At 63.8% G+C, this 21,871-nt stretch carries 23 protein-coding genes and 1 tRNA gene; 6 read left to right on the top strand and 18 right to left on the bottom strand.

Annotation, left to right across the window (positions count from 1 at the left end; genetic code table 11):
* The first annotated feature begins 440 nt into the window (after positions 1-440).
* Positions 441-513 (top strand) — tRNA-Arg (locus AW274_RS31690).
* A 293-nt stretch (positions 514-806) separates the two neighbouring features.
* On the opposite strand, the gene AW274_RS31685 is transcribed toward AW274_RS31690, so the two are convergent.
* The 9 genes from AW274_RS31685 to AW274_RS31650 form a co-directional block, all read right to left on the bottom strand.
* Positions 807-1,328 carry a toll/interleukin-1 receptor domain-containing protein gene (locus AW274_RS31685; RefSeq protein WP_232320551.1) on the bottom strand — a complete coding sequence of 174 codons (522 nt, stop codon included), beginning with the start codon at positions 1,326-1,328 and terminating at the stop codon, positions 807-809.
* Between the two features lie 364 nt (positions 1,329-1,692).
* Positions 1,693-3,057, bottom strand: a complete 1,365-nt coding sequence (locus AW274_RS31680) for a tyrosine-type recombinase/integrase (protein ID WP_062440060.1) — start codon at positions 3,055-3,057, stop codon at positions 1,693-1,695.
* Positions 3,054-3,242, bottom strand: coding sequence for a helix-turn-helix transcriptional regulator (locus AW274_RS31675; protein WP_062440057.1), 189 nt, complete (start codon positions 3,240-3,242; stop codon positions 3,054-3,056). Before AW274_RS31675 ends, AW274_RS31680 begins: the two co-directional genes overlap by 4 nt.
* The gene (locus tag AW274_RS31670; RefSeq protein ID WP_232320549.1) at positions 3,239-4,570 is read right to left on the bottom strand and encodes a replication initiator; all 1,332 of its coding nucleotides are present in this window, start codon (positions 4,568-4,570) and stop codon (positions 3,239-3,241) included. The genes AW274_RS31675 and AW274_RS31670 overlap by 4 nt, the downstream gene beginning before the upstream one ends.
* A gap of 97 nt (positions 4,571-4,667) precedes the next feature.
* Positions 4,668-4,799: a hypothetical protein gene (locus tag AW274_RS42785; RefSeq protein WP_269750638.1), complete on the bottom strand. Its 132-nt coding sequence runs from the start codon at positions 4,797-4,799 to the stop codon at positions 4,668-4,670.
* A gap of 3 nt (positions 4,800-4,802) precedes the next feature.
* Positions 4,803-5,147, bottom strand: a complete 345-nt coding sequence (locus AW274_RS31665; RefSeq protein ID WP_062440054.1) for a hypothetical protein — start codon at positions 5,145-5,147, stop codon at positions 4,803-4,805.
* Between the two features lie 17 nt (positions 5,148-5,164).
* Positions 5,165-5,776: a DUF2637 domain-containing protein gene (locus AW274_RS31660; protein WP_062440050.1), complete on the bottom strand. Its 612-nt coding sequence runs from the start codon at positions 5,774-5,776 to the stop codon at positions 5,165-5,167.
* Between the two features lie 22 nt (positions 5,777-5,798).
* Positions 5,799-7,112 carry an FtsK/SpoIIIE domain-containing protein gene (locus tag AW274_RS31655; protein ID WP_062440047.1) on the bottom strand — a complete coding sequence of 438 codons (1,314 nt, stop codon included), beginning with the start codon at positions 7,110-7,112 and terminating at the stop codon, positions 5,799-5,801.
* On the bottom strand, positions 7,105-7,437 hold the full coding sequence (locus tag AW274_RS31650; protein WP_062440043.1) for an SCO3933 family regulatory protein: 333 nt from the start codon (positions 7,435-7,437) through the stop codon (positions 7,105-7,107). The genes AW274_RS31655 and AW274_RS31650 overlap by 8 nt, the downstream gene beginning before the upstream one ends.
* 105 nt (positions 7,438-7,542) lie before the next feature.
* Between AW274_RS31650 and AW274_RS31645 the strand changes: the two genes are divergently transcribed.
* From AW274_RS31645 to AW274_RS31630, 3 genes are all read left to right on the top strand, one after another.
* On the top strand, positions 7,543-7,887 hold the full coding sequence (locus tag AW274_RS31645; protein ID WP_062440040.1) for a GntR family transcriptional regulator: 345 nt from the start codon (positions 7,543-7,545) through the stop codon (positions 7,885-7,887).
* 540 nt (positions 7,888-8,427) lie between these two features.
* On the top strand, positions 8,428-9,168 hold the full coding sequence (locus AW274_RS31635) for a DUF5919 domain-containing protein (RefSeq protein WP_062440660.1): 741 nt from the start codon (positions 8,428-8,430) through the stop codon (positions 9,166-9,168).
* Between the two features lie 2 nt (positions 9,169-9,170).
* On the top strand, positions 9,171-9,647 hold the full coding sequence (locus tag AW274_RS31630) for an NUDIX hydrolase (protein WP_062440034.1): 477 nt from the start codon (positions 9,171-9,173) through the stop codon (positions 9,645-9,647).
* Here AW274_RS31630 and AW274_RS31625 read toward each other — a convergent pair.
* The 3 genes from AW274_RS31625 to AW274_RS31615 all read right to left on the bottom strand — a co-directional run bounded on the left by AW274_RS31625 (position 9,615) and on the right by AW274_RS31615 (position 11,079).
* Complete coding sequence (locus AW274_RS31625; protein WP_062440030.1) at positions 9,615-10,187, bottom strand: HD domain-containing protein; 573 nt, start codon at positions 10,185-10,187, stop codon at positions 9,615-9,617. The genes AW274_RS31630 and AW274_RS31625 overlap by 33 nt on opposite strands.
* 66 nt (positions 10,188-10,253) lie before the next feature.
* On the bottom strand, positions 10,254-10,724 hold the full coding sequence (locus tag AW274_RS31620) for a GntR family transcriptional regulator (protein WP_062440026.1): 471 nt from the start codon (positions 10,722-10,724) through the stop codon (positions 10,254-10,256).
* Positions 10,725-10,734: 10 nt separating this feature from the next.
* On the bottom strand, positions 10,735-11,079 hold the full coding sequence (locus AW274_RS31615) for a hypothetical protein (RefSeq protein WP_062440022.1): 345 nt from the start codon (positions 11,077-11,079) through the stop codon (positions 10,735-10,737).
* Positions 11,080-11,233: 154 nt separating this feature from the next.
* Here AW274_RS31615 and AW274_RS31610 point away from each other — a divergent pair, with 154 nt between their 5' ends.
* On the top strand, positions 11,234-11,965 hold the full coding sequence (locus tag AW274_RS31610) for an XRE family transcriptional regulator (protein ID WP_083975199.1): 732 nt from the start codon (positions 11,234-11,236) through the stop codon (positions 11,963-11,965).
* A gap of 172 nt (positions 11,966-12,137) precedes the next feature.
* On the opposite strand, the gene AW274_RS39680 is transcribed toward AW274_RS31610, so the two are convergent.
* A complete protein-coding gene (locus tag AW274_RS39680) occupies positions 12,138-13,454 on the bottom strand; it encodes a DNA methyltransferase (protein ID WP_083975137.1) in 1,317 nt (438 codons plus the stop codon).
* A 201-nt stretch (positions 13,455-13,655) separates the two neighbouring features.
* On the opposite strand from AW274_RS39680, the gene AW274_RS39675 reads away from it, so the two are divergent.
* Positions 13,656-16,193, top strand: coding sequence for an ATP-binding protein (locus AW274_RS39675; protein WP_198169506.1), 2,538 nt, complete (start codon positions 13,656-13,658; stop codon positions 16,191-16,193).
* Positions 16,194-16,536: 343 nt separating this feature from the next.
* Here the strand turns inward: AW274_RS39675 and AW274_RS43200 are convergent, their stop codons facing one another.
* The 5 genes from AW274_RS43200 to AW274_RS42280 form a co-directional block, all read right to left on the bottom strand.
* On the bottom strand, positions 16,537-16,728 hold the full coding sequence (locus AW274_RS43200; protein ID WP_500786077.1) for a DUF3761 domain-containing protein: 192 nt from the start codon (positions 16,726-16,728) through the stop codon (positions 16,537-16,539).
* A gap of 838 nt (positions 16,729-17,566) precedes the next feature.
* On the bottom strand, positions 17,567-18,238 hold the full coding sequence (locus tag AW274_RS42290; RefSeq protein WP_232320547.1) for a tyrosine-type recombinase/integrase: 672 nt from the start codon (positions 18,236-18,238) through the stop codon (positions 17,567-17,569).
* Between the two features lie 38 nt (positions 18,239-18,276).
* On the bottom strand, positions 18,277-18,957 hold the full coding sequence (locus tag AW274_RS42285) for a hypothetical protein (protein ID WP_232320545.1): 681 nt from the start codon (positions 18,955-18,957) through the stop codon (positions 18,277-18,279).
* Positions 18,957-19,142, bottom strand: a complete 186-nt coding sequence (locus AW274_RS31600) for a helix-turn-helix transcriptional regulator (protein WP_062440015.1) — start codon at positions 19,140-19,142, stop codon at positions 18,957-18,959. Before AW274_RS31600 ends, AW274_RS42285 begins: the two co-directional genes overlap by 1 nt.
* 10 nt (positions 19,143-19,152) lie before the next feature.
* Positions 19,153-21,573 (bottom strand): DUF3987 domain-containing protein, encoded by a 2,421-nt coding sequence (locus AW274_RS42280; RefSeq protein WP_062440012.1) that lies wholly within the window; start codon positions 21,571-21,573, stop codon positions 19,153-19,155.
* Positions 21,574-21,871: the final 298 nt, after the last annotated feature.

Genomic DNA, 21,871 nt, shown 5'->3' with positions numbered 1-21,871 from the left:
GGGGGGTGGTCGTGGTGGTGGCGGCTGCGGCTGCCGCCTGGATGGGGGGCGTGCTCTTCGGGGGCCGTTTCTTTTCTGGGGCGGGGATCCTGCCTTCGTAGAGGCGGTCCGGGGTGGCCGGGCGGGGCAGCTGCGTGGGGGCCATCAGGACCGGGGGGTGGGCCGGCTTCGCGCGCAGGTACGGAGGGACGCCGAATTCGGTCAGTTCGGCGACGAATAACCCTAAGGCGAGTACGGCGGGGGCTAGCAGGGCGGTGAGCAGGACCGCGGGGCGGAGTGCGCGGCTGCCGGGTCGGCGTCCTCGGTTCACGTGTGCGAGGACATCACTCTTGGTTGGGTGGCGGGTGGGGGTTGTCTTCGCTTTACCGTTGGGCGGGAGGACTTTGGGGTGTGGTGGGTGGCGCGCGGGGGGCTGTGGTTTCGCTAGGCTTGGGGGGTCGGCTCCCGTAGCTCAGGGGATAGAGCACAGGTTTCCTAAACCTGGTGTCGTAGGTTCGATTCCTACCGGGGGCACTTGATCGTCTTAGCTCTGACCTGCTGAAACTCTTACTTAGAGATCATTTATCGGCAGGCTTGGGTGCCCGATTTATGCCGTCAGATGACACCGTAGGCGGCCGTATGTCAGTCGTCACGGAGCATTCACGTGATGATCTTGCTGCATTTTGCCCAGGTCATCGCCAGAATGGAACCCTCGTACACGCCTTCTCGACTTGCGCCGCGCAGTTGGAGTGCAGGCTCCACCGACTCCCGTGTTCCGGGCTTGGCACCGACAACGCGGAGCGACGCCCGGACACGCTGTCGGACGCCTAGTTCGCCGATGTGAGGGGCGCGGTCAGATCGTCCTCAACGGAGACCAGTTCGGCAATCTTGCTGGCGATTTCTGCCATCGAATCATCCGCCGTGTTCAATCCGTTGCGGGAGGCAAGCAAGGGGCTGACCTTACGGAGTTCCTCGTAAGTCGTCTCGTGCACGACCGGGAGCAGCAGGTCACGTGCAAGGAGCTCCGAGAGCTCCTTGTCAGAGACGCCCCGGCTGTCGACTCGTTTCAGTAGCGCTGGAGTGACCAGGACAAGACCCGTACGCGACTTCGCCAGGCCTCTGTCGATCTCCCGCATGAACGGTTGGCCGAGCACGATGTCCTTCTCGCTGAACCAGACCGACACGCCCTCTGCATCCAGCAAGTCGTGCAACTCCTTAGCAGCACCGCGCCGGTCATCCCACGCGTGGCAGAGGAAGACATCGCGAAGTTCTGGCTCTGTACGCGCACGCAACTCGACGGTGCGGCGAACGGGAGTCAGCGCCCGCACCTCGGCAGGCGTGTAAGTCACGGAGGAGGTGCTCGGCGACCAGGACGGCCGCGTTCTGTTGCTAGTGGAGCCACCTCTACTGCTCACGCCACCCCCGCCACTGCTCCGCAACACGTAATCCGGCTGCGGATAGTAGGACCGGGGCAATGAGTACCCGGAGCGTCTGCTGCTGCACGCAGGGCAAGCCGCAGCTGCGCTGGCGGTTCGATGGCCGCGGACCGGGGCCGTACAAGAACTCATAGCCACACGGTAGTCCACGCGGCCTCTAGAGCTATCTCGTTAACGCGTAGACCGGGGTCGTCGGCACATTCCAGCAGGTTGCGATTCCCCAAGGAAAATGACGAAGGCCCCGGCATCTGCCGGGGCCTGTCTCAATAAGCGTTACTCACTCCTCCAGGGCCTTTCCGATCGGACCGTTCACACGAGCCTGTTGGCCGTCGATGCATTTCGCGTAGACCCTCAGGAGCACGTCGACACTGTGTCCCGCGCGCTTGGCGACCTCGGGCGCCGGAACACCCGCGTTCAGCCAAAGGGAGACCGCCGCGTGCCGCAGATCGTAGGGACGAGCGGCGAGGCGCGACACGTACTGTTCGGGAGTCAGCGCCAGGCGGCGAGCTTCCTGCCAGGTCTGCGAGATCGCCGACGACGAGTAGCTCGTTCCCTTCTTGCTGCGAAACAGCCGGCCGTCCTCGGCCGTGCCGTAGGTGTCGATGTGCTCCCGGAGCAGCGCCACCAGGACGGGCGGGATCGGAATGATCCTGGTCTCCTTGTCGGCCCGGTGCTTGAGGCCTCGGTCCTCCCGGGTCTCCCCCGTGTCGCTCCAGCGTTTGCCGCTCTGCGGACGAGCCGCCTTGAGGGTGACTGTTCCCCATCCCTCGTCTGGCAGGTGGCAGTCATGGCGACGGAGCGCGGCCACTTCCTCGGAGCGCATGGCCGCGTAGTACATGCACGCGAACATGGCGACCATGCGTGGTCCGCGAGTCCGCCCGACCCGCTTGAGTGTCGCCAGCAGTTCGCGCGCCTGGGCGGGATTGACGACCACGCCGGGGTCGAGCTCGCCCGATGCACGCGGGCGCTTCCATTTGATCGCGTGCAGGGGGTTGGAGGGCAGGTCCTTTCGTTCGACCGCCGTTTCCATCATGTGGTGCAGGATGGCGCGCTTCCTGCGAACCGTGGTCGCCGCCGCCGGCTTGCCCTTGAAGGTGATCGCGATGGCGTCCAGCGCGAGCCGGATCACGGCCGGTTCGCTGAGGTCGGCCAGGGGCAGCGAAGCACCTTCCAGCCATTGCAGCGACTTGCCGAGGTCTGGCGTAAGAGGTTGCCTGCGCTTCTCGGGGAGGAGCACGTGGGTGCGCAACACGGCCCGCAACTTTTCGTCGTCCGGGCGGTGCGGCGCGTCCTTGACCAGTGCGGGGACGATCGAGAGGAGCGCGTACACGATTGCCTCACGGCTAAGGGCCGACAGGTGGACCCAGCGGGTCGTGACGTACCACTGGGAGAAGGCGAGGAAGGTTGGGCCGGCCTTGACCACGGTCAGCATGGAGATCGGGAGCCCGGTTCCCATGTCGAAGCCCTCACCGCGTTTCGCGGCCTGCCGCAGGTCGGACAAGAAGCTGTCGGCCTGCGCCTTGGTCCGGATTGTTTTGGACTTCTCCCGCCCGCCGACCTTCCAGCGCACCATGTAGGACGGCGTCTTACTCGACGGGTTGCGGCGGATCTCCCAGAACTTCACGTCGTACGAGAGGTTCACACCGCCTCCTGGAGGCTGAGAAGCCAGGCGGCGAGTTCGCTACGCCAGACGCGCAGGTCACCGCTCGGGAGCTTCACGCACTTGGGTGCCCGACCCAATTCGCGCCAGCGGTAGAAGGTCCGGCGCGAGATCCCGAGTTCGTCGACGACCTCGGACACGGGCAGGAGTTCGTCACGGCGGCTCATATGGCACCGCCCGTGATCGCCGCCGCGATGGCCTGGTCACCGAGGTTCAGGCCACGTCCGACGTACTCCCAGGTGGCGACGATCTCGGGGTCGTCGTCGAGGAGCGGCAGGCGTGCGTGTGCGGTTCGGTCGGCGCGGATGTCCCCGATCCCCACCGAATAGTGGCGGGAACGCGTCGAGAAGTGCCCTCGGAAGCCGAGCATGTGAGCCCAGTGGGCAAGCCTGAGATCTGCCGTGGCCTCGTGGTCGTTCAGGCGGAAGCACTCGGCGATGAGGCGTCGGGCGTGGTCGCGGACGGGAAGGGCGGCCAGGTCGTCGGTCAGCCGTATGGGCCGGTCGAGGGTGCCGACGCATTCGGCGGCTTTGGTGGCGTACTTGGCGATGTAGGCGGCGACCGCGGATTCGGTGAGGTCGCCTGACAGGGTGATGGGGCGGATGTCGAGTTGGGCGCCCCAGCGCAGGACGCGGGCTGGCTCGTCGTCGAGGGCGGGAACGTCGGTCCGGACGACGCGCGCGGAGTGGGTGACTGCCGCCGCGAGCAGGTCGCAGGTCGCCCAGGTCGGAGGTCGGGAGTTGGGTCCGTCTGGGCCGTCGAGGCGGATCACGGCATGGAGGTGGACGACGCCCCGGCGCTGGTATTCGGCGACTTTGGCGAAGGAGACGGCCAGGTGGTCGCGCATTTCCTTGAGGGTCAGGCCGCCGGACTTGGCGAGGTGCCGGCGCAGGGCGTCGGTGAACCGCTTCCACAGCAGCGGGGCGAGCGCGTTGAACAGGACCGACCCGGCGTGGTCGTAGCAGCCGGGGCAGAGCGGTTCGCCGAGCACGGGCTCATCGATGCGGTGCCGGGCTTTGCAGGACAGAACGCGGCCGTGCCCGCAGGTGGGGGCGGCGCGTCGGGCGTGGCAGGGGTGGGTCTTGCCGTGGTGTTCTCTGTGGGTGTGGACCGGGCCGAAGGAGGGGGCGGTGAGGGTGACGAACAGGCACGGGTGTGAGGCGACCGAGGCGGGGACGCCCTTGCCGCCGATGAGGCCGGCGCGGATGAGGTGGTAGGTGTCGGCGCGGTAGGTCTCGGCGCATGCCGGGCAGCGGGAGGCTCGGCGGGTTTTGCACGGCAGGCGGAGGACGCCGTCTGGTTCGGTGCGGGTGGTGTAGCGGTGGAGCAGGGCGCCGGTCTGGCGGTCTCGGTATTCGGCCCTGCCTCGGAGGTGGATGGGCTGGGCGCAGCCGCCGGCCCGGCGGATCTGGACGGCCCATCGGTCGTAGTCGGGGGCGTTGAGGCGGGAGATCATGCCGTCGATCGCGTGCGCGTTGCGGGTTGTGGGGGGCAAGATGGGGTCCTCCTTTCACTCGTTGGGGTGGAGGGATGGCCCCCGACCCGGCGTGTGTCTTGGCGGATGTGCGGCCAGGCCGGGGGCGCTCACAGACTCAGCAGAAGCCGAGCCCGTGACAGTGGTGGCAGGTGTCGCCGTAGGAGTCGACGCCGGTTGCGCCGCAGTGGCAGCACCGCCAGCGCTTGGGCGTGATCTCCTCCGGTTCGAGCTGCTCGTCTTCGGTCATGTCTCAGGCGACCTGCGACGGCGAGACCTGGACGTTGTCCTCATAGGAGCTCTGGGCCGCGTACCTCTCGCGGGCCTGGCGCATGATGGCGACGGCTCCATACAGCACCGGGCCGAAGCTGCGGCAAGTGGAGTAGTGGCCATGGGACAGGTCGCTCGGCTTGATCTCGGTGCCGAGGCCGGCCGCCATGGTGTCGACGACGGCGCGCATCTCCTCGTCATCGGCCCGGGGCGGGTAGACGGTGATCGCGATTTCGGTGCTGGGGACGGGGACGCCGGGGTTGGCGTCGAGGAAGTCGGCCAGGTCGCGGAGTCCGGCGATGAGGGCCGAGTGGCGGTCGCGGGTCATGGTGGTGCTCCTTTCTGTTAGGCGGGTTCCGGTGCGGCGCGGAGGTCGCGCAGGAGGGCTGAGGCGAGTTGGCTGGAGACGCCCAGGCGGGCGCGGAGCGCGTCGCCGGTGATCGGTTTTCCGTGCTGGATCCGATGTTCGTCGGCGATGCGGCGGGCGTAGTCGAGGAGTGCAGGGGACGGTCCGTGCGGGTCGGCGGGGACGAGTGCGGACGGTTCCGGTTCCGTTCTGGTGACCGGGGACGGTTCGGGACGGGGTTCGCCGGCGCGGCGTTCGAGCATGGAGACCGCGATCAGGAACGCTCCCGCCGGTGTTGCGGCGGTCAGCCATCCCCAGGCGGTTGGTTCGGCTTGGTTGAGATTGGCGGCCAGGGACAGGGCGATTCCGCCGATGAGGACGAGGGTTGGCCAGGATGTCCAGCCGCGTCGGGGACGGCCGGTCTTCTTGTCGCGTTGGCGTTCGCGGGCGGCCATGACGCAGGTCAGGTCGATGCATATGGCGACGGCCCAGGCCATCCAGCCGTCTTGCCCGTGTTCGGTGGCGGTGTCGCGGATGTGGGTGAAGGAGCCGATTCCGGCGATGAGGGCCAGGACGAGGACGGGTCCGGTGTCCAGGAGTCGTTCTCTCACGGCGTCCTCCCTTCGGTACGGGTCAGACGTAGTCGGGGACCTTGTGGTCTGCGGTGAGGTCGGCCCAGTCGGGGGTGAGGTAGGCGTAGGTGGTGGCCGCGTGTTCGGCGGTTTGTTCGCTGACGTAGAAGGAGCGGGCGCGGTACCACTGGCCGTCCTGTCCGGCGACGATCGCGACGCCAGGCGTTTCGGCGGGGATGGCGCGAGCGGAGTCCAGGGCGGCGGGGTCGAGGTCGCCGAGGGTCATGGTCGCGGTTTCGGGGTCGTTGACGCGGTGGCAGACGCGGCCTGAGCACTGGGCGCGGAGCGCGGTCACGCCGGGGCCGAGGTCGGAGCCGATGCGCTGGCCAGAGCAGAACAGGTAGATGCCGAACGCCCGGCCGAGCTGGGCGATGCGCAGGAGCGCGGTCGAGGTGCGGGCGATCTCGTCCTTCTCGCTCTTGTCGGCCATCAGGTACAGCTCTGCCAGCTCGTCGACCAGGACCACGACGGGCACCGGGCGGACGGCGGGCGGGAGCTGCCAGATGTTGCGGGCGCCGGCCGAGCGGCAGAGCCCCATTCGGCTGATCATCATGCCGACCAGATCGGCGAGTAGGGCGCTGCATTCGGTGCGGCTGGTGGCCAGGGCCGACAGGCGGGGGCCGTACGGGGCGAGTTCAACGCCGCCTTTGAGGTCGAAGCCGACCAGCGCGACCGGTTGCCGGGCGAGACCGACGATGAGCGCGTTCGCGAGGTTGGACTTCCCGGACTGGGTCGCGCCGGCGTTCAGGTAGTGCGGGACGGTCTTGAAGTCGATGACCCACGGGCTACCGGTTTCCAGCCTGCCCACGGTGACCTTGAGGAGTTCCGTAGAGGGTGGGACCTCGTCGACGTTGACGAGGGGATCGCGCAGGGTGACGTGTATCCGCAGACGGCCGGGTTTGTCGCTGGAGACGCGGACGGCGTGGACGCCCCAGGAGTGCGCGAGCCGCTCGGCCGCCTCGGAGTAGTCGGCGGGGATCTGCCCTTCCAGGAGTCGGAGGGTGACGCGCCAGCCGGTGCGGGTCGGGACGGGGAACCACATCCACGGCTTGGTGTCGACGGCGACCCGGCGGAAGCGCCGCCGGACGCTCACGTTGCCCGTGGAGACGATCGCCAAGGGAGTGATCGTCCACCAGAAGCGTTGGCGTTTCTTGGTCAGGCCGCAGCCGAGGGCGACCTTCCGCCAGGTGAAGCGGACGTTCAGAGCGGCGGCGACGTAGCCGACCACGTACCAGAACGACCGGTAGTGGAAGTGCCGCCAGGCGCCGAGCGTGGCCACCAGGGAGAGGACTAAGGCGAGCAGGGTTTCACGCATGGTCGCCGGCCTTCCTGGCCTGCTGGAAGGAGGCGGCGCGGTAGGAGATGCCCCACCGGCCGCCGACCTCCCAGACGTAGCCGACCAGGCCGACCGGGATCACCGAGTCGCCGACCTTGATGGGCGGCTCTCCGGAGACGCCGATCTTGGCGAGTTCGATCCGGTCGAAGTCGTCTTCGACGGAGACCGTGACTTCGAAGACGGCCTGTCCGGTCTTGTCGAGCTTGATCTCTCCCGTCTCTTTGTTGAGGATGCGCGGCCGAGGGGCCTTGACGCAGGTGAAGACGAGCTTGTCGGTGTCGACGGGGATGGGGATCGTGCGCATGTTCGGACCTCCTTAAGACTCGTTGCCAACATAGTTAACCTAGTTGGCTTGGCTGTCAATGACACATGGTTGGCTTGGTCGGCTATGCGTGGTGAGATAGGAGCGATGGTCAAGAAGACCGGCCGGCCCGGCTACCTCCAGATCGCCGACGAGCTGCGTGAGCAGATCCGCAGCGGCTCCATCGCGCCCGGGGAGCCCTTGCCATCCACGGCTCAGCTGGCCGAGACGTTCGGCGCGTCGCTGTCGGTCGTGAAGATGTCCGTAGGGCTCTTGCGGAATGAGGGCCTGGTGGTCGGCCAGCAGGGCAAGGGTGTCTTCGTCCGGGAGGATGCCCCACCCGCCGACGACGTGCGCGCCGAGCTCACCGCGTTGCGTGCAGCGGTGGCCGACCTGACCAGCCGCCTGGAACGGCTCGAACGAGGCGCGTCTCCACGCAGCGCGAAGAGTTAGGCTGCCTCTCCCGGACGTGGCAGCCGACCACCCGCCGGGCGAACCCCGCCGAAGCGGTGGGCGCAGACTCGGGCAGGTACCGGCGATGGTCCTCCTGACGCATCCCGACCAGGACGACCACGAAGCAGATCAGGATGACCACGGCCAGGACACCGGCCAGGATCAGCGGCAGCCAGCTCATCGGGGTACCCCCGGTGTGCGGACCTTGCGGGAGTCCTTCGGCGGCCGGCGGTTGCTGTTGCGCCGGACCTTCCGCCGCCGTCGTGACTTCTCGTGCTTGGCGAACCGGTCGCGAGCCATGCACTTACGGCATCGAACCTGACCGTGGACCAAGAGTGCGCCGCACTCGCAGCCGGGCGTCTCCGGCGTTAACGCAGTCGTGTTTGCCATGCTCATTGCTCCTCTCGTCGCGGTTTCCGTGGCTTGTGACACACAGATTGCGGCGAGAGGCCCGGACGAGATCACTACACGACGGGACGTGTTCAAGACGTCCGGCCTACTATGGCCACGTCCCCGGAAGTCCCTAACGCGGCTGGTGAGATGGCGAACGAGAGACTGCGCGCGGCTCTCCTGGAGCGCGGGAAGAGCGTCGCGGACTTGGCGCAGGCCATCGAAGTCGACCCCAAGACGGTCGAGCGGTGGATCACCAAGGGGCGCGCACCGTACCGAAAGCACAGGTACGCGGTCTCTGCCTACCTCGCCATGGACGAGAGCTACCTGTGGCCCGAGGCCCTGACACGCGAGCAGGTCGCCTCAGCGTCGGAGAGCGAGATCGTCAATCTCTACCCGCACCGCTGGGCCGTCCCCCGGGACACTTGGGGACGACTGTTCTCATCCGCTGAGGACGAGATCGGGATACTCGTCTACAGCGGCATGTTCCTAGCGGAGGATTCCGGCATGGTCCGCATGCTGGGAGAGAAGGCCAAAGCGGGAACCCGGGTGCGAATCCTGCTCGGCGACCCCGACAGCGCCGAAGTCGCCAAGCGCGGAGCTGACGAGGACATCCACGACGGCATGGCCGCGAAGATAAGGAACGCCCTCGTCCTTTACCGACCCATCCACCGGCTCAAGGGCGTCGAGATCCGGTTGCACGACACCGTTCTCTACAACTCGATCTACCGCGCCGATGATCAGATGCTCGTCAACACCCACGTGTACGGAGCTCCGGCGGCCAACGCCCCCGTTCTGCACCTCCGGCGGGTGGCCGGCGGCGACATGGTGAGCACGTACGCGGAGAGTTTCGAGCGTGTATGGTCCCAGGCGGTCCCGGTAGAGTCCTGATCATGGCGAAGCGGATCGACTTCTACGACGACCCGGACGCTCCAGCGCCCAACAGCCTTGTCCCGTCCGTGAACGTCGTGGTCACCAACGACGCCGGGGACATCCTCATGATCCGGCGAAGCGACAACGGTAACTGGGCCGTTCCCGGCGGGGCCATCGATCTGGGCGAGTCCATTCCGCAGGCTGCCGTACGGGAGACCCTCGAAGAGACCGGGGTCCTGTGCCGGATCACCGGGCTTGCCGGCACCTACAGCGACCCGAAGCACGTCATCCTGTACACCTCTAATGGCGAAGCGCGGCAGGAGTTCTCTCTCGTCCTGGTCGCCCAGGCCGTCAGCGGCGAGCCAACCCCGAGCAGCGAGTCGACCGAAGTGCGGTGGGTTCCTCGCGATCAGGTCGCCACGCTGACGATGGACCGGTCAATGCGCCTGAGGATCAGCAACTACCTAGGCGGGGCAGCCCAACCGCACATCGGATAGCGCAAGCTTCGCCTCCACCGACCGCACGGCCCGCAGGATGTGAGGTTCGGCCTGGTTGATCGACCAGGTGACCGCGTCGTCAGGGCCGTAGCGGGAGCGGATCTCGGCGAGCCGCTCGACCACCGTGAGGGGGATACCGTCCGGGCTGGTGGTCATGTCGCAGAAGGTGAGCGCTTCGACCAGGTCCCCGCGCTCTTTGGGGAACTCGCCCTGAAGGATTTCGAGCAGGCCGCGTTCATCGGCCTCGATCTCGGCGCAGGTGTGGTGGGCAACCAGGCGGCACAACAATTCATCGGCGCCGTGTACGTCGCGGAGGTAGCGCCCGCCGTCGATGGGGTGGAACCCGACGTCGATCAGGTCCGGGGCGTACCCGATGTCGTGGAGCCAGGCGGACGCGGCGAGGATCTCGGCGTCCTTGCCCAGGATAGGCGCGAGCTGTTCCGCCCGCCGGCCGACCCCTTGCGTGTGCTCCCAACGGCGCGGCAGGTGCCGCTCAAGAACCTTGCGTGCCAGGTCACGTGCCCACTCAACTTGTCCCATGCCGTTCACGGTAGGCAGGGCGTCCGGGACGCACCAAGAGGAAGAACTTGGACGTCCCAGGACGTCCTACCCGTCCTGGTCAGCGCCACGGACGAAGCGCCCCTTGCCGTGCTTGACCACGATCAGCCCTTCACGCTCCAAGACGATCAACGCCTGTCTGACCGTGTTCCGCGAGGCGCCGAACCGTTCGCGAAGCTCGCTCTCGCTCGGGATCGGCGCCCCGGGCCGCAGATCTCCATTGCTGATTCGCTCCCGGAGGTCGCGGGCGATGAACTGATAGTGGTACGGCTCTGATAGCGAGCCGCCGCTGGCCACGAACCGTCCACGCGACGGGACCGTAACGAGCAGGCCCTCCCGTTCGAGTTCGGCGAATGCCCTGCGGACGGTGTTACGGGCCACCCGGAACTCCCGGCACAGCTCTCCCTCAGAGGGCAGCGCGACTCCCGCCGCGTACTGACCTGAGGCGATTCGCTCTCGAAGCTTGGCGGCGATCTGCGGGAACACCCGCCAACCGACCAGCACCGTACTTTCGTTCATTCCGGGCGGCTCAGGCTCGGTAGGCATCGGCGATGTTCTGCAAGTTCACGGTGAGTTCTCCCTGCTCGCCAGCGCGCCAGCCCACTTCCGCCGCGCGTCTGATGAAGGCAACCGCGTGCGGCAGTTCCAGGCAGGAGACTCGCTCGTCGGGCTGGTCTCCCCAGTAGAACCACCAGAACCCGGTGTGGACGTAGACCCGGCGCATCCGCATGTTGCAGTCCTCCACTTCCAGGGTCGGCCGCGAGTTCTGGTCGACGAGGTAGACGGCGTTGAGATGCCGGAGAGTCAGTTCGCGCCTGAGTCCCGTTAGCGCCGCCTCCTGATAGATCCGTAGCTGCTCCTGTGCTTCGTTCATCAGCGCTCCTTCGACTTTCTGTGAGGCGCGAGTGCCGCGCCCAGGTCGAACGAGCTTCCGTTGTGAGGCAGGAACCTCTACACCACGACTTAGGGACGTCTTGGGACGTCTCATGTTAGCGTGGGGCGTAAGGCCCGCGTTCCGAGAGGTAAGCGTGAGCGACAACCTGAAGTACGCCCTCGCCCGAGCACAACTCCGGTCCGCCGATCTCGCCGCCGCTCTGGCCGTAGACCCCAAGACCGTTGACCGTTGGATCGCCGGCCGAGTGCCCTACCCGCGCCACCGCTACGCCATAGCCGACTTCCTCCAGGTGGCCGAGAGCGACCTATGGCCGGAGATCGCACAGCGGCAACGAGTCATCGCCGACGAGGTGCAGACGGTGTACCCCCACCGATGGGCTGTGCCGCAGGCCGCGTGGAAGCAGCTCTTCAGAAGCGCAGCGAAAGAGATCGGCATCCTGACCTACAGCGGGTTGTTCCTCGCTGAGGACGCCGGGCTTCTCCGGCTGATCGCGGAACGCGCGCGAGCAGGTGTCTCGGTGCGCATCCTTCTTGGCGATCCGGACAGCCCGGAAGTCGCCGCCCGAGGCGCTGAAGAGGGCATCGGGCCAGAGGTCATGGCCGGGAGAACTCGGAACGCGATCACCCTCTACGGGCGACTGCGGGACGTCGAACGGGTCGAGGTCCGGTTGCACGGGACAGTGCTCTACAACTCGATCTACCGAGCAGATCGGGACGTCCTGGTGAACACCCATGCGTACAGCACTCCGGCGGCGGACGCGCCCGTGATTCACCTACGGAGCAACAGCGACGCGGGAACGGCAGCGGTCTACCTGACGAGCTTCGAACGCATCTGGAACCAGTCGCAACCACTGATGGACGCCTGATCAGTTCTGGCGGCTGACGTCAGCCATGATCAAAAAGAAGAATATCTGTACGTCTTCAAGGCGGCGCGCCTTTGGCCCGCCGCGCTAGGCGGTCGCTGACCGCGCTGCGGCTCTTCGGCCGGTCGCGGTCAGCGCCGCCCGCACTGGTGATCATCCTTACAAGGCGCTCTGTTTACAGCCGTCGAAAGACTAGGACATATTCCCTGTCGATGCTGGCCGAGTTTCTCCTCGCATAAGACATATACCGGTTTACGATTGGATACCACAGCTGCTGATCAAGGACAAAAGAGCTACTACACATCTCCGCAAACAGGTCCCGAGTAGGAATCTCCTTCCCATTCCATACGGAGTGACCCACAACGAAGACCGCCGGAGACCCGCTAGCAAGGAGCCTAGAAAGGCCACTGAAAGCCATTGTCATAGCAGTGACATAATGACGAAAGTCTAGTGCCCTCTGAAGGTTAACTTCTCTGATGCTTCGCTCCCACTCGTCTGCCAATGGTCCCGGATTCCACGGCATCCCGAGAAGCGGATCCTTTGCTGCGATACGCGGTCGCCCAATGTAACCAGGAAGTAGTTGAAGCCGCTCCTCTTGAGACACTGTCAGACCAAGCCAAAACATCTCCAGCTGATGTCGCCTATAATAATCCACCGCATTATGATAGGGCGGTGACGTTATAACGGCATCGACTTTGTCTAGCCCAAGAGAGTCAATCCTTGTCGCATTTCCATGCACCAATGTCGGCTGAAGGGGCGACTCCGCTACGGCTGACCTGTACTGCTGCACCGCAGGAAGCATTCTCTTAAGTGCCGTACGGAGCAGTGCAAACGGATTCACAAGTCGCCCTTTTTCGTCACGGGCTTTCATGTGGCTGGTATATTCGAGACCCGAAACCGGCACAGGATCCGCATTCGAAGAATTTCGGATGATCGACGCAAATGCAATATCGATAAGAATACGCGTGCTGGGCATCGCATCTATCTCAGAAATGAGCCTCTTGATGCGCGCGAGATCGATTGTGACGTAGCGTCGAAACCAATGATCCAGACGGGGGATCTCGGGTATCCATAGATTTTCGCCGGAGATTAAGTTATCAAACTCCTCCGTCGAGATATCCGCGAACATCCGGCGCTCATATTCAGCAGCTGGCCGCTCGATACCATTCAAGCCCTTATGCAAATCAGCAATCGCTGCGGCGACATCATCTAGGTCATATTCCCTGGTCTTCGCAAGAGCAACCTGGATAGCAAGAGGATCTATATCAACTCCCACGCTACGCCGACCAGAGACAGCACATTCGACAAGCGCCGTTCCGCTACCCACAAATGGGTCAAGAACTACATCACCAATACTAGTGAATCTCTCCAGTAGAGCACCGACAACAGGCGGATGAAACTTCGCTGGATATCGAAAAAGTTGATGCGTATACTTATTCTCGAACTTTGGCACAAGCAACTGAGGGACACTTGTCGCAGACCGCTCGCCCATGAGTACACCCTCGACATCAGGCCTCCAGCAGGAGGCGCTTTCCCTTTACAAGGCCGGCGGGCGGCATACCACTACCGGAAGATCGCGGCGCGCAGTTGATATCGATTACCTATCAGTATCGCCAATGGCCATTGACGCATGCGCGATAGGCGTGATACTAGCACAGGTAGAGGTAGCGGGCATACAGATGAGGAATCGCCCATGGAGAGCATTTCCGAGAGAGTGGCGCGCTTCGGTGCCGAGGAGGACGAACTCCAGGTAGTGCTTTCTAGCGAGATTATTGGCCTTCTTTCTGAACAGCTCTACAAGTCGCCAATTAAGGCCATAGAAGAACTTGTAGTGAATTCCTACGACGCCGACGCTACAGAATGTCGAATAGGAATCTCCCCTGGCGCCGAGGGTTTCTTTCTGAATGCCGTATACGTCTTCGACAATGGCACGGGAATGGATCATGCCGGACTTGAAGACCTGTGGCATGTCGGCCATTCCAAAAAGAAGGGTGACCGGCTCTCATCCAAGAAGAAGAGACGTCAAATCGGGAAGTTCGGGATTGGCAAGCTAGCCACTTACTCCCTCGCATACCGAGTTACATACATAACCAGGTCAGCTGGAGATGATGAGGTTAGGGCGACCACCTTGGATTACAGAAAATTCATTTCTAATCCACAAGGCGCCGGCATACCCGTGAAGCTACCCGTCCGTCGACTCAGCATCTCCGAGATACTCGCACAAGAAGACCTCGTTGAGAATCTGAAGTACGTAGGAATTCAGCCAGAGCAATTTGCTGGCGCTAAAGAGTGGACCCTTGTTGTACTTGAGGACCTCCGTGAAGGGGTCCGAGAAATCCAGACAGGGCGACTCTCCTGGGTCTTGTCCACAGCTATGCCTCTGGGGGACGAGTTTCGTTGTTATCTAAACGGCGAACAAATTCGCTCCTCGAAGGAAAAATACGACATCATTGCAAGCTTTTCCGTCGCCGAACTCTCCGAAAAGCGCATTAGCGCTCTTAATGAGAAATCCGGCGAGGATTGGCGTGTGTCTAATAATTCATTGATTAGTAGCTCCTTTCCTAGCGGTGTGAGCGGCACCGCCATCGTAACCCTCCAGTCCATCTATGGGCTTAAGAGTGATGACATAATCCGCTCCAATGGATTTTTCGTGAAAGTCCGGGGTCGACTTGTCAACATCGATGATCCGCTGTTTGGCCTACGCCCACTGTCCTATGAAACATTTTCTCGTTTCAGGGCAGAAATAACCGCTGATGATCTAGACCCGATCATTACTGCGCCACGCGAAGGGGTAGAACAAGGGAATCTACGGCAACGTTTCTCTGCCCTTCTGGAAGCGGTTTATTATGAGGCGCGTGCTCGATATGAGGAAGCCGCAAGGAAGAAGGTAGAGAAGGAGAAGCTGAAAAACGAAGGTGCACGCAACTTCGTCGAAAAGAGGCTGGTTGAGCGCCCAACAGCCGACGCGTTAGTAACCGCCGACGCGGAGAAGTATGAAAGCAACGAAGGTTCAGGCGCAGAGGCTGATGGAAGTTGGTTTTACATAGACGTCCCAGCCGACGCCGATCTCCGCGAAATCGCGAATAATCTCTATGGCCCCGACAGAGACCAAGTCTACCGATATGAGCGAATCAATCTGGGTAGATCAGCGAGGATGGTTTCATTCGATCCCGTTAAGGCTGTCTTCTCTCTCAACGCTGACCATGACCTAGTCGTTGCGAACGACGATGATGCACCCTCCCGGAAGTTGCTAGAGGATGTTGTTAGCGCTGAGGCTCTTCTAGAGGTCTATCTTCGAGAGCACGGAGTATCGAAGAACGTTATTGGGGAAATCCTTGAACAGCGGGATCAACTTTGGCGCAGTCTCGTACGAGACAACATCTACTCGCTTGCCGCCATATCTCGGAATTTGCTGGACTCAGCAAAAGATGAGCGAGACCTAGAAGTAAATCTAGTCGTTGCTGCTAGAGCGTTGGGTTTTGTCGCCAAGCACCTCTCCGGCGCAACCAATCCTGACGGGATAGCGAGATTGACCGACTACCCAAATGGTGAAAAGAAGATCACCCTAGAAGCGAAGTCCTCTGTTGAAGTTCCGAGTCTAAGCGCTATCGACTTTGGAGGACTTCGAGAGCACGTGGTTAATGAACGCGCTGACGGGTGCCTGCTCATTGCGCCATCTTACCCAGGCCAGTCCAGAGACGATAATGCAGCTGCGCGGAGAGCGGATGACCTAAAGATCTCCTGTTGGACCGTCCGCCAACTATCGAGCGTCATCGCCGCTGCTGAAAGTCGGCATCTTACCGCCCAGCATGTGTTGGACATTGTTCTCACTAAATTCCGTCCTAGCGATGTTGAAAGCGCTGTCGCCACTCTCCTTTCCGAAAGCAAGCCAAATAATCGCGCCCTGTACGGTGCAGTTATCAAAGCGCTTTGGAGTGTAGAAAAAAGGCTTGTTGACAGACCGAGGACAATGGAGATCGTCGCCACAGCGGTCTCCATGCAACCTGGCTTCGAAGAAGTACGTGGTACTGATGTGAATCGCGCAATCGTCGACCTTGCCGGCGCAAGTCGTGGTGCTATGGAAATCTCTGGCGAAAGGATCATCCTCAGAACCAGTATTGATGAGCTAGCGCGCCGTGTTGGACAGCTAGTTGGCGACCCGGGCCCGGTACCAGGACCTGGAACATTCCGAATTGCTTCGCCTTCTCCGAACAATGGCGAGATCGATTGATTGTCGAATACAACGGATCAGCGGCGAGCTGGGTAATGCTTCCCGTCCGTTGCGCTAGGCGGAGCATTGGCTGCCGCGCCGCTTCCGGTGCTCGGGCCTGACGGCCCTGCGCTCCGGGTCGGCTTGCCACCGGAGTAAGTCGAGTTGATCGCTGATGGGCTACAACGCGGGTACACGAACCCGAGGAAACAGCCGAAAGGGATGTAGCCGCCAGACCTCTTCCCAGGTCACTGCCCAAATGCCGGAATTAATCCACGTCTTCAGGCGAGCTTAAGCATTCAAAAATGGTCAGTCTCCATCCTTATTGGGCGTCCGCGAACTGCTACCCAATTCCTAAGCCGACCTAATCCGAACCGAAAGATTTCCCGAGAGGGCAGCGACTCCAGTCCTCGTAGCGTAGACATACACGCTCGATACCGTTTTTTCTGTAAGATGCCCATCTGATACCGCCATGGTGACTACAGGTTCCACGGCCAGTCGATGGAGAACGCCAGCCATCTGCGCATATATATCCAACGAATGACCATGACAACATCTCCTGTAATTCTGCTTCAAAATCGGGCGGCGCCTGGGTCTTGCTGGCAGATATCGAAGGGGTTGCTGAAGGAACTTGATAAACGGCTGGATTTGAATGAACTCGGATACCCGTGATAACGCCCATTACCATTATGAATATCGCAAGTACGCCAACATGGCCGAAGGCGATCATCGCGACCAACCATGACCAGCCTTTTCGAGGTCGGCGCATGAGTGCCTCCGGTTCATTCAAGACTGCCGGTACTCGAATGTGACGCGTGAGGCAGGTGTGAGGTTGGCAAAGAACGCCCAGCCTTTTTGCCGAGGGGCAGTTCCTCCCGCCTCTCTCGTGAGCAGATGTCATTACGGAGGCCGGGCGTTGCCGGCCTGGTGCTCGTCTAGCGGAACTGCCGTCCTGCTCCTGGGTGCTCAGGCTGGAAGCTGGTCCAAGCGACTCGATGCCATACAGCTCAGTACACGAGACCGAGGATCATCCCGAGGGGGTTGGCATCGGCTTGGGTTTGTTCTTCTCACCCGTAGATTGATGGCGCTCAATCCAGGTTGCGGTGCGCTCAGCAGCGCCATAGCCATCTAGAGCAAGATCCGGAGCATCCGTGGAATCATCGGCTCCATCATGACCAACGATTGATGCGTCTTCCCAGTTCAGCGGTGTGTCCAGCCTCTTAACCGACAGAGCTTCCTAAACCTGGTGTCGTAGGTTCGAATCCTATCGGGGGCACCAATAAAAGAGGCCCTGACCTGCACGGATGCAGGTTCAGGGCTCTTTCTTGTGTCCGGGTGTGATCGGCTAAAGCTGATCGTTTACGGGTGTTCTTACCCAGTTCTTACCCACGATTTCAGTGCGCTGCGAGTGCCTCCGCGATGCGCTGACGTGCGATGGCGTCCTGTCCCGTGACGCATTTGGCGTAGATCCGGAGCAGCACCTCGACGCTGTGGCCTGCCCACAGCGCTACCTGAGTCGCGGGCACGCCCGCGTTGAGCCACGTGGACACGCACGCGTGCCTGAGGTCGTAGGGGCGCTTGGCCAGGGCCGAATCGACTTGGGCCAGGCTGAGGGCCTGCATGCGCGCTGCGCTCCACGCCCGCCGGTAGGTGATGTTCGGCAACTCGTTCCCGCGCACGCCGAAGAAAACGCGATTGTCCGGCCCATTCGGAAAGTCGGTCAGATGCGCCCGAAGGATCACGGTAAGCGCGGGCGGCGTCGGAACGGTCCGTGAGTGGCCGTCGGGGCGGTGTTTGAGCGAGCGTTCCTCGCGGATCGTGCGGGCATCGGTCCACTCCCGACCGGCGTAGGGCGCGGCCTTTCTGAAGTGGAGTTCGCCCCAGCCTTCCTCCTCCCCCTCTTCGAGTTCGGGGAGGATCACATTGTCGATACGGAGATTGACGGCTTCTTCAGGACGCAGACCCGCGTAGTACATGACTGCGAAGAACGCCACGAGGCGGGGCCCGCTCGGCTGCTGCTCGCGTACCGCGTCCAGAAGTTGGCGGGCTTGGGCGTGATTGATCACGCTGGCCCGGTCGACCTCGTAGGTGCTTTTCGGGGGTTTCAGTTGAGTGTCTTGAGCGGGTTGCTTTCCAGGAGCTTCAGTTCCACGGCGTAGTCGAGTGCGTTGGAGACGATCAGCCGATGCTTCCTCGCGGTGTTCGGCGCGGCCCGCGTGCCGGCCACGGTGGACGTCGCCTTGTCGAGAACGTCTCGGATGAGGCCTGGGTCGGTAAGAGCCGATATCGGCTTGCTGTGGTCGGCCAGCCATTTCAGGGTGTCGGCCACTTCGTCAGTCGCAGTCTCCCGCTGCTGCATGTTGAAGGCGTAGCGGTGGAGCGCCGAACGGAGAGCCTTGTCGTCAGGCTTGCCCCGCCTCGTCGTGAACATGGCTGGGGTGGCGGCCGTCAGCGCGCGGGCGATGACCTGGCGGTAGTTGGCCGATGCGCCTTTCCATTTCATGTCGACGTACTTGCAGAGGAAGGCGTACCAGGTCATTTCCGGGGTCTGCGTCCGGCTCCAGGAAACCGGTTCTCCCGTTACCAGGCTGAACGCCTCACCGCTGCGTGCCGCAGTGATCAGGCTGCTTCGGTAGGTCTCGGCTTGGGCCGCCAGAGGAAAGGACTTCTTCCAGATCTTGCGGCCTTCGGTCTGCCACTGGACGCGGTAGGACGTGACCTTTCCTGCCGCCGTCTTTCTGACCTCGGTCTTGAAGACGCGGACCTTGTACGTGATGCCGCTCATCAGGCGTTGTCCTCTCGGGTGTCGAGCCAGTGGTCCAGGTCGGCACGGCGGATGCGCAGGTCGCCGTTGGGGAGCTTGAGGCACTTGGGGGCGCGGCCCTTGGCGCGCCTGTCGTAGAAGGTGCTGCGGCTGATCTGGAGCTCTTCGCAGAGGTCGACGAGGGTGAGCATGCGTGGCGTGGGCATTGGCGTCTCCTCAGGCAGAGCGGTGCAGGTCAGGGTGCACGGCGTAGCGGGGTGAGGGGTTGCCCCTGCTCGTGGTCGGGTCGGGTTCGCGGCGGATCCAGCCGGACTGCTCCAGCAGGTCGAAGGCGGGGTCCAGGTCGACGGCTTTCTTGAACTTGCGCTGCAGCGCGCGGTGGGCGTCGCGGCGGGTGAAGTGTTCTGGCCTGGCTTTGGTGAGCCAGGCGTGGACGGTGCGGGCGGCTTCGACGCCGGGGTCTTGGCCCATAGCGTCGAAGGTGGCCAGGGCGTGGGCGGTGAAGTACTCTCCCAAGGCGATGGCGGCGGTCATGGTGTCGGCGGCGATGGGCTTGCGCCAGCCGTCACCGATGTGGGCGGCCAGGTGGAGCAGGCCAGCGATTCGGGCAACGGCGCCGTCGAACTTGGCGGCCCAGTCGCTGATGTGCGCCAGGTCGCCGGCGTCGGGGCGGAGCCGAGGTTCCGTGCGCTCCCGTTGAGCACGGAACAGGTCGGCCGCTTCCGGGGACAGGACGAGGCGGGCGGGATCTTGCCAGCCGTACATCTCGGTGACGAGCCGCCCCAGACTGGCCGCGTATTCCGCCGCAACCTGTTCGGGGACGGCGGGCGGATCGATCAGCCGGTATCCGACGTTGCTGGTCGGCAGGCTGTACAGGATGCGCCCGAGCAGGCCCTTGCCCCGGAAGCCGGGTGAGCTGGCGATCTCGGTCACGATGTCGGGCTGGACGGCCAGGCCCAGAGTGAGCGCGGCGTGGTCGACGCGTTCGCGGCGGCTGCGCCGGTCGACGATCAGTAGGTCTCCGGCGTGGCCTTTGAGGAACAGGTCCAGGTTGGCCACGCCCGAGTAGCGTCCGGCCAGGGTTGCGAAGATGCCGCCCTCGGCCGACAGCACGGCCAACCGGCCGCCCTGTTCGGCAAGCAGGCTGGCGGCTGCTTCCGGTGTGATGTCGTCGGCAATCAGGCGCGGTTCGGCCGGAACGGTGATGCCGTCGACGACAAGGGCCGCGCTGGTCGCCTCGGCCAGAGCGTCCCCAGCGGAATCGCCACGTGCCGAAGCGGCCACCCGAGCGGCCTTGTCGGCGGACTCTTGAGCGACCTTGCGCGCCAGCTCGGCCTCAGTGATCAGCGGGCGCACGTGTTCCTGTAGCGCCTTCTCGGCCGCCTGGAGCGGCGCGACGATCGCGCGGAACACCGGTGACTTGCGCGAGCCCGGCGGCATGGCAACGACGACGAACAGGTTGACCGGCTCGCACCAGCTTCCCCGGACGTTAACCAGCGCCCGCCCTCCGGCGGCCGTCGACAGCGCGGCGAGCACGATGCATCCGGCCAGGTCCACCGGGGTCTGCGTCTCCTCCGCTAGCGCGGCGGTGAACTCGCCTGCCCAGGCTGGGAGCGCGTGTGCGGGAAAGGCCGGCAGCGTGCCGCGCGCGACGAGCGGGACCGGGGTGTCCCAGGGCTGGGCGTGCATCGCCGTCAGGACCTGGTCGGCGTTGAGTGTGGAGAGCAGGGCCGTTGCGCGCTCTGCGGGTGTGTTGGTCATCGTGCGTCCCGGCGTGGCTGGCGGGCTCCGGCGGTCAGGCCGGAACGGATGGTGGTGGCGGCTTCGTGCGCGGGGAAGGCCGATGGTCTCGGCGGCTTCGTGGAGTGCGCTCTCCACCAGGTGGCGCGGGAGCAGGCCAGTTCCGATGAGCTGGCCCAGGGCGAACGCGGCTTGGTTGAGCGTGCTGTTCCTGGTTCCAGGTCCGGCGCTGAACAGGCGTTCCGTCTCTCCGTGGAGGGCACGCCAGGCGTAGCGGGTCGCTTGGTCACCTTTGGGAGTCGCCGTGCTGACGCGGACGGGCGGCTTGTCGGTGAGCCGTGCGGCCAGCCAGCCCGGGAGTTCGGCCGGGGCGGTGGCGTTGGTCACCTCGTATTCGCCGGTCTCTCCTGCGGTCGGGACTCGACTGCCGGGGGCGACCACGTAGCCGCCGTTGGCGCGGGTGTCGATGAGCCAGCCGAGCCGTCCGGCGGTGTTGCCGAGCGCGGGACCGATTGGTGCCGTGAAGTACAGGTGGGTTCCTCCGTTGCGGGTGCGGACGGTGAAGGTGTCGAACGGGAGCGGCTGACCGGCGCGTTCGCAGAGCAGGGCCAGGGCGTCGGCACCGTCGGTGACGCCGGGTTCGTAGAACGCCTCCGGCGGTGCCGCGCCGGGCTTGGGCCGGTCCAGGTCAACGACCACCAGGCCGGACGGGCCACATGCGATGCCGATGTTGAACGGGTTCGCGCCCCAGCACCGCGCGATCAGGTCGCGGTTGGTGGTGGCGTGCTTCTCCCAGGCCGTGAAGCCGCGGAGCGGGGTCTTGGCGTTCGGAGTGAGCGGGAAGACGTGCCAGCCATGGTCAGCGGCGGCACTCGCGTAGGCATGACGGATGTTCATCGGGCACGTCCGAAGCGGGTCACGTAGACCCAGACCTGCCAGCCCGCGCGCTGACGCAGGCCAGTGCCGTTGCAGGCGCGGCAGTGACGGGACCGGCGCTTGTTCCGGCACCGGACGCAGGGCTTCCATGGCGACCCGGCGCACAGGCCGATGTAACCGAGAGTGACGACGAACAAGCAGAGGACTAGCAGGGCTATGGCGATGGCCACAGGTGGCTCCTAGGGGCGTTTCCCTGGGTGATGCAGATGGGCTGCTAGCGCGCTAGATCACGTACAGGCAGGGCCTTGAGGCGCTAGCA

Origin of the sequence: Herbidospora daliensis (assembly GCF_001570585.1) — a bacterium.
Classification (GTDB): Bacteria; Actinomycetota; Actinomycetes; order Streptosporangiales; family Streptosporangiaceae; genus Herbidospora; species Herbidospora daliensis.
The sequence above is the reverse complement of the archived record's forward strand: the minus strand, read 5'-3'. Positions and strand labels throughout refer to the sequence as shown.